This is a genomic window from Novosphingobium sp. BW1, assembly GCF_008107685.1.
GTDB lineage: Bacteria > Pseudomonadota > Alphaproteobacteria > Sphingomonadales > Sphingomonadaceae > Novosphingobium.
Genome location: NZ_VIRF01000057.1, coordinates 1 through 419, shown reverse-complemented (window position 1 = coordinate 419; position 419 = coordinate 1). Strand labels below are relative to the sequence as shown.

The following is a 419-nucleotide window of genomic DNA, read 5'->3' as shown; positions in this document are numbered from 1 at the left end:
ATTATGAGACAAATGTAAGACATTATGGGCGGTATATGGCGAATTTTAACCCTGGTCCAAGAACAGCCATTGCGGCTGTCAGGGATTCCAAGAACGATATAGAAACCTGGAAGAAAAATGGTATCCGTAGGGAAGAGATTGTGACTGTGCTGAATGAACGTTACGGCCTGAATATCTCACTGGTTGCGTTTGATAAGGCTCTTTACAGGTTGAGAAAAAGTACAGATGAACCGTCTCTTGCTGATGCGGATTCTGTGTCTGCTGCAGAAACGAATTTTTCTGAAGCCAGTGGGCCTGAGAATGGTTTTTTTCTGTCCAGGAATGACTTCATGCGAGCAGAAGAAGAATCTCAAAGAGTGGTTGAGTCATTCAGAGATAGCACTGGCAGGAAGAAAGAATTCTGATTTTGAATTCTAAGT

General features: G+C 42.7%; 1 protein-coding gene. It reads left to right on the top strand.

The genetic code is table 11. The features are described from left to right. The coding region (locus FMM79_RS05075; RefSeq protein WP_240338994.1) for a hypothetical protein at positions 1-404 on the top strand (404 nt) is incomplete at its 5' end. Positions 405-419 lie beyond the last annotated feature (15 nt).